The sequence below is a fragment of the Novosphingobium sp. HR1a genome (genome assembly GCF_015594425.1).
GTDB classification, from domain to species: Bacteria; Pseudomonadota; Alphaproteobacteria; order Sphingomonadales; family Sphingomonadaceae; genus Novosphingobium; species Novosphingobium resinovorum_A.
Genome location: NZ_JABXWS010000010.1, coordinates 21,620 through 28,845, shown reverse-complemented (window position 1 = coordinate 28,845; position 7,226 = coordinate 21,620). Strand labels below are relative to the sequence as shown.

General features: G+C 67.1%; 3 protein-coding genes. All 3 read right to left on the bottom strand.

Annotation, left to right across the window (positions count from 1 at the left end; translation table 11 throughout):
- Positions 1–78: 78 nt before the first annotated feature.
- Positions 79–2,343: an NADP-dependent malic enzyme gene (locus HWN72_RS02195; protein WP_211149692.1), complete on the bottom strand. Its 2,265-nt coding sequence runs from the start codon at positions 2,341–2,343 to the stop codon at positions 79–81.
- A 235-nt stretch (positions 2,344–2,578) separates the two neighbouring features.
- The gene (locus HWN72_RS02190) at positions 2,579–4,030 is read right to left on the bottom strand and encodes an efflux transporter outer membrane subunit (RefSeq protein WP_008832096.1); all 1,452 of its coding nucleotides are present in this window, start codon (positions 4,028–4,030) and stop codon (positions 2,579–2,581) included.
- A gap of 2 nt (positions 4,031–4,032) precedes the next feature.
- On the bottom strand, positions 4,033–7,221 hold the full coding sequence (locus HWN72_RS02185) for an efflux RND transporter permease subunit (protein ID WP_036526138.1): 3,189 nt from the start codon (positions 7,219–7,221) through the stop codon (positions 4,033–4,035).
- Between the last annotated feature and the right edge of the window lie 5 nt (positions 7,222–7,226).

Sequence of the window (7,226 nt, the reverse complement as noted above, 5' to 3'; positions counted from 1 at the left end):
CAGTCCACCCCCTCCACCACCTGCTACGCAGGCGGTCCCCCTCCCCATCGCTGTGCGACGGGGAGGATTTGGCTCAACTCAATGCCCGTCGGCGGCGCAGACCGCGATGCTGGTCAGGTTCAGGATACCGCGCGCGGTGACCCCCGGCGTCAGCACGTGGATCGGCTGCGATAGGCCCAGCAGCATCGGGCCGACGGTCGGCGAACTGGACGAGGCCGACAGCGCCGTCAGCGTGATGTTCGCGGCATCGAGGTTCGGCATCACCAGCAGGTTCGCTGCGCCCTCGAAGCCCGAATCCGGCACCAGCTTCTCGCGCAGCGCCTGGCTGAGCGCGGCGTCGGCGTGCATTTCGCCGTCCACGCGCAGTTCCGGCGCGACCTTGCGCACCAGCTGCGCCGCCGAGCGCATCTTGCGCGCGCTGGGGCTGTTCGACGAACCGAAGTTCGAGTGCGACAGCAGCGCCACCTTCGGATCGAGGCCGAAACGGCGCACCGCGTCCGCCGCCAGAACGGTCATCTCGGCGATCTGCTCGGGGCTGGGATCGGGCACCATGTGGGTGTCGGTCAGGAACAGCACGCCCGCATCGAGGATCAGGCCCGAAAGCGCATAGACGCGCTTCACGTCGGGCGCACGGTCGATGATGCGCAACACGTGCTCGATCTGGCCCCAGTACTCCGAGTTGCCGCCGACCAGCGCCGCATCGACCCTGCCGGTGCGCAGCAGCATCGCGGCGGTCACGGTCGGGCGGCGGTAGGTGTGGCGCAGCACTTCGGCGGTCGGCACGCCCTTGCGGCTGGCGATCGCGCCATAGGCCGCGACGAGTTCGCCCATCAGTTCGTGGTCGGTCTCGGGATCGACGAGATCGACGTGCTCGCCAAGGCGGAACGACAGGCCGAGTTCGGGCAGCTTCTGCTCCAGAATCCGGCGGCGGCCCACCAGCGTCGGGCGCACCATGCCTTCGTCGAGCGCATCCTGCACCGCGCGCAGCACGCGTTCGTCCTCGCCCTCGCCGTAAGCGACGCGCTTCATCGCCCCGCGCGCGGCCTGGTAGACCGGCAGCATGAGCTGGCCCGAGCGGGTGTTCATGTTCGCCAGCGACCGCTTGTACTCGGCGATGTCGAGCGTCTTGGTCGCGACGCCCGAATCCATCGCCGCCTTGGCGACGGCGCCGGCGATCTCGACGATCAGGCGCGGGTCGAACGGGGTGGGGATGATGTACTCGGGGCCGAACACCAGCTTGCGGCCGCCGTATGCCTGCGCGACGCTGTCATGCGCGGGCATGCGCGCCAGACCGGCGATGGCCTCGGCGGCGGCGGCCTTCATCGCCTCGTTGATCTGCGTCGCGCCTGCGTCCAGCGCGCCGCGGAAGATGTAGGGGAAGCACAGGACGTTGTTGACCTGGTTCGGATAGTCCGAACGGCCCGTGGCGATGATCGCATCGGGGCGCACTTCGCGGGCGGCCTCGGGGCGGATTTCCGGCTCGGGGTTGGCGAGCGCGAAGATCAGCGGCTTGTCGCCCAGCAGCGGCAGCCACTCCGGCTTGAGCACGCCCGGCGCCGATAGGCCGAGGAACACGGTGGCGCCCGGCAGCACGTCAGGCAGCGAACGCGCGTTGGTGTCGCGGGCACAGCGCGCCATGTTGGGCAGCATGCCCTCGCGTCCGGAATGGATCACGCCGTCCTTGTCGGTCAGCGTCACGTTCTCGATCGGCAGGCCCATCGAGACGAGCAGGTCGACGCAGGCCAGCGCCGCCGCGCCCGCGCCCGAGGTGACCAGCTTGGCATCGGCCAGCGTGCGGCCCTGCAGCACCAGCGCATTGCGCACGGCGGCGGCGACGACGATCGCGGTGCCGTGCTGGTCGTCATGGAACACCGGGATGTTCATGCGCTTCTTCAGCTCGGCTTCGATGTAGAAGCACTCGGGCGCCTTGATGTCTTCGAGGTTGATGCCGCCGAAGGTCGGCTCCAGCAGCGCGACCGCCTCGATGAACTTGTCGGCGTCGGTGGTGTCGACCTCGATGTCGAACACGTCGATGTCGGCGAACTTCTTGAACAGGACGGCCTTGCCTTCCATCACCGGCTTCGAGGCCAGCGCGCCGATCGCGCCAAGGCCGAGCACGGCGGTGCCGTTCGAGATCACCGCGACGAGGTTGCCGCGCGCGGTATAGTCCAGCGCCTTGGCGGGATCTTCGGCGATTTCCATGCAGGGCACGGCGACGCCGGGCGAATAGGCGAGCGCGAGGTCGCGCTGGTTCACCATACGCTTGGTCGGTTCGATGGTCAGCTTGCCGGGCCGAGGCAGGCGGTGGTAATCAAGTGCGGCGCGGCGCAGCGTCTCGTCCATGTGTTCGTCCCGTGGTCAGTGGCCAAAGTCAGCGTGCGATCCCATCGTCGAGGCGATAGGATTCGCTGCTCCCACAACACGGTTCGGGCGCGCCTGTCGAGTGCCTAAGGCGCAAAATCGGGACGATCGACACACTTCGTCATGCCCAGCGGGCACGGACGGCCCTCGCACACCGGCTCGGTGGGGTGGTGCGCAAGGACCGTCCGCGATCCCGGCTCTCACCGGGACCAAGGGGTTAACGGGCGGGCTGTTCGCCGCCGACCGGGGTGGTTTCCTCCAGGCCGCCGCCCAGCGAGCGATATAGCTCCACCAGATTGCTGGCCTGCGTCAGCCGCGTGGTGACGAGCGCCTGTTCGGCCCCGTAGGCGGTGCGCTGCGCGTCGAGCGTGGTCAGGAACGAGTCCACGCCCGAACGGAACCGCGCGTCGGACAGCTTTGCCGCCACGCCCGCAGCTTCGGCGCGCGTGGTCTGCGCACGGATCTGGTCGCCAATGCGACCGCGCTGGGCAAGCGCGTCGGAGACTTCCTTGAACGCGGTCTGGACCGCCTTCTCGTAAGTCGCGACAGCCACCTTCTGCGACGCCTTGGCGTATTCGAGATTGCCCGAACGGCGGCCGAAGTCGAACAGCGGCAGCGAGGCGCTGGGCGAGCCGGTGTAGGTGTAGCTGCCGTCCTTGAACAGGCCGCCGAGCGCGGTGCTCAGCGTGCCGAGCGTGCCGGTCAGCGAGATCGTCGGGAAGAACGCCGCACGGGCCGCGCCGATGTTGGCGTTCTCCGCGATCAACTGGTGTTCGGCCTGCAGCACGTCGGGGCGGCGCAGCAGGACTTCGGAGGACACGTCACCCGGCAGTGCGTCACGGGTCATCGGCTCGGTGCCGAAGCCGGTGGGGAGCTGTTCCGCCGCGACGGTGGTGCCGACCAGCAGGTTGAGCGCGTTCTGATCCCGCGCCACGCTGGTTTCCAGCGCGGCGATGTCGTTGACGGCACTCTGGTAGCTGGTCTCCGCCTGCCGCACTTCCAGTTCCGAGCCGGTGCCGATGCGGAACTGCGCGCGGGTGAGGTCCAGCGTCTTCTCGAACGCCTTCGCCGTCTCGCGCGAGAGGCGCAGCTGTTCGCTGTCCGAGGCCATCGTCAGCCAGGCATTGGCGATCTCGGCGATGAGGCTGATGCGTGTCGAACGCTGGGCTTCCTCGCTGGCGAAGTATTGCTCCTGCGCGGCGCGCGACAAGTTGCGGACACGGCCGAACAGGTCGAGTTCGAAAGCCGAAAGACCCACGGTCGCCTGATAGATCTCGATGTCCGAGCTGCCACCCGTACCACCGGCCGCGCCCGCGCCCATCAGGTTGTTGGTGTAAGTCGCGGTGCCGGTGGCATTGACCGTGGGCAACCGGTCGGCGCGCTGGACGCGGTACTGCGCCCGCGCCTGCTGGACGTTGCCCGCCGCGATCCGCAGATCTCGGTTGTTGGCAAGGCCCGCCTCGATGACCTGCCGCAGCCTGTCGTCGAGGAAGAAGTCCCGCCAGCCGATGCGCGATACGTCCTGCGCATCGGTCGGGGCGGCCGGATAGACGCCGCCTTGCGGCAGCGCCACCGGGACGGCGCCCGCCGGTCGCTCGTACTTGGGAGCAAGGTTGCACCCGGCGAGCAGCGTGGTGCCGGCGAGCAGGATGAGGATCGACTTTTTCATGTTCAGCTTTCCTGCGGTGCCGCGCCGTGGGCGCCGTCAGCGTGAGGCTCATCGTCGGTGTTCGTCGGCTTGCGGTCGGTCTGCCCGTGCTTGAACAGGCGGGCGACGACCACGAAGAACATCGGCACGAAGAAGATCGCGAAGATCGTGGCGGAGAGCATGCCGCCCACCACCGCGCGGCCGATGGCATTCTGGCCGCCCGCGCCCGCGCCGGTCGAGACTGCCAGCGGCAGCACGCCGAAGACGAAGGCCAGCGAGGTCATCAGGATCGGGCGAAGACGCAGCCTTGCCGCTTCCATCGCCGCGTCGAAGGCGTTCATGCCGGACTGTACACGCTCCTCCGCGAACTCGACGATGAGGATCGCGTTCTTGGCCGAGACGCCGATCGTGGTGATCAGGCCGACCTGCAGGTAGATGTCGTTGCCGAGCCCCGTAAGCCAGGCGGCGAACAGCGCGCCGACGACGCCCAGCGGCACCACCAGCATGACCGCGATCGGCACCGACCAGCTCTCGTACAGAGCCGCGAGGCACAGGAATACGATCGCCAGCGACAATGCATAGAGCATCGGCGCCTGACCGCCCGAAAGGCGCTCCTCGTAGGACAGGCCGGTCCATTCGATGCCGGTGCCTGCGGGCAGCTTCTGCTGCATCTCCTCGATCGCCTGCATCGCGCCGCCGGTGCTCAGGCCCTGGCCCGGCGCGCCCTGAAGCTGCATGGCGGGACGGCCATTGTAGCGCGTGAGAATCACCGGCGCCTTCTTCCACGACAGCTCGGAGAAAGCACTGAACGGCGCCATCTGGCCGCTGGTGCCTCGTACGTAGAGGTTCGAAAGAGCCTCCGGCGAAGAGCGATACTGCTGGTCCGCCTGGATATAGACGCGCTTGGTACGGCCACGGTCGAGGAAGTCGTTGACGTAGGAACCACCCCAGGCGGTGCCGATCTCGGAATTGATCGCGGCAAGGTCAAGGCCAAGCGCAGCCGCCTTGTCCTGGTCGATCTTGACGTCGAGCTGCGCCGCATCGTCGAGGCTGACCGGACGGACCTGCGCCACGCGCTTGTCCTGCGACGCCATGCCGAGCAGCTGGTTGCGCGCTGCCAGCAGCTTGTCGTGGCCCATGTTGGTCTCGTCGACCAGCCACATGTCGAAGCCGGTGGCGTTGCCCAGTTCCTGCACCGCAGGCGGGGTCAGCGCGAAGATCATCGCGTCACGGTACTTGGAGAAAGCCCCCATCGCGCGCCCGACGATCGCCGGTGCGCGGTTCTCCGCCCCGCCTCTATCCTTCCAGTCACGCAGCATCACGAAGGCCATGCCTGCATTCTGGCCCTGACCGGAGAAGGAGAAACCGTTGATCGTGAACACCGATACGACGTTCGCCTTCTCATCCTCGAGGAAGTGCTTGTTGACGAGGTCGAGGCCCTTCTGCGTGCGCGGCAGGGTTCCGCCCGAAGGCCCCTGGACGAGCGCGATGACCACGCCCTGGTCCTCGTCCGGCAGGAAGCCGCCGGGCAGGCGCGTGAACAGGAACACCATGCAGCCCACGATCAGCAGGTAGACGAGGCCAGAGCGCTTCCAGCCATTGGCGGTGCGACGTACGCCGCCCCGGTACTTTTCGGTGCCGCGGTCGAACTTGTCGTTGAACCAGCGGAAGAAGCGCGCCAGCAGCCCCTTGCCCTGATGCTCGTCGTTCCGGTGCGGCTTGAGGATGGTGGCGCAAAGCGCCGGCGTCAGGATCAACGCGACCATGACCGAGAGCGCCATCGACGAGACGATGGTGATCGAGAACTGGCGATAGATCACGCCAGTCGATCCGCCGAAGAACGCCATCGGCAGGAACACCGCCGACAGCACCATGCCGATGCCGACCAGCGCGCCGCTGATCTCGTCCATCGACTTGCGCGCCGCCTGCTTGGGGGAAAGATGCTCTTCCTGGATCAGTCGCTCGACGTTCTCGACGACGACGATAGCGTCATCGACCAGCAGACCGATGGCGAGCACCATGCCGAAGAGGGTCAAGGTGTTGATCGAGTAGCCGAGCACCGACATCACGCCGAAGGTGCCGAGCAGCACCACCGGCACCGCGATCGTCGGGATCAGCGTCGCGCGCCAGTTCTGCAGGAACAGGAACATGACGAGGAACACGAGCACCACCGCCTCGACGAGGGTGTGCACCACCTGCTCGATCGACAGCCGCACGAACGGCGTCGAGTCGTAGGGGAAGGCCACCTTCACATCCGACGGGAAGTTCTTGGCGATCTTCTGCACTTCGGCCTTGACCGCATCGACGGTATCGAGCGCGTTGGCGCCGGAGGCGAGGCGAACGCCGAAGCCCGATGCGGGCTTGCCATTGAACTGGGTATCGAAACCGTAAAGCTCCGCGCCGAGTTCGACGCGGGCGACGTCGCGCAGGCGCACGGTCGCGCCGCCCTGGGTCGAGCGCAGGCGGATGTTGCCGAATTCCTCGGGCGTCTGCAGGCGCGACTGAACCGAGACGGTAGCGTTGAGCATCTGCTCCTTGGGCGCCGGCAGAGCGCCGATCTGACCCGCCGAAACTTGCGCATTCTGGGCGGAGATCGCGGTGGTGACATCGGCGATGGTCAGGTCGTAGCTGCGCAGCTTGAGCGGATCGACCCAGATGCGCATGGCGTACTGGGTGCCGAAGATCTGCAGTTCACCCACGCCGTTGATGCGGCTGACCGGGTCCTGCACCTGGCTGACGAGGTAGTCGGCAAGGTCGGTGGCGGAGTGGCTGCCGTCCTCGGAATAGATGGCGGTGACGAGCAGGAAGCTCGCTGCCGACTTCTGCACCTGCACGCCCTGGCGCTGCACTTCCTGCGGCAGCAGCGGCGTGGCGGCCTGCAGCTTGTTCTGGACCTGCACCTGCGCGATGTCGGGATCGGTGCCCTGCTCGAAGGTCAGGGTGATCGTCACCGTGCCCGCCGAGGAGGACGCGGCCGAGAAGTAGCGCAGGTTGTCGATGCCCTTGAGCTGCTGCTCGATGATCTGCGTCGTCGTGCGCTCAAGCGTTTCCGCATCGGCGCCGGGATAAGTCGCGGAGATCGAGACCGTAGGCGGTGCGATCTCGGGGAACTGGGCCACGGGCAGGCTGCGGATGGCGATGATGCCCGCCATCATCAGAACGATGGCGATGACCCATGCGAAGATGGGCCTGTCGATGAAATAGCGTGACATGGCGG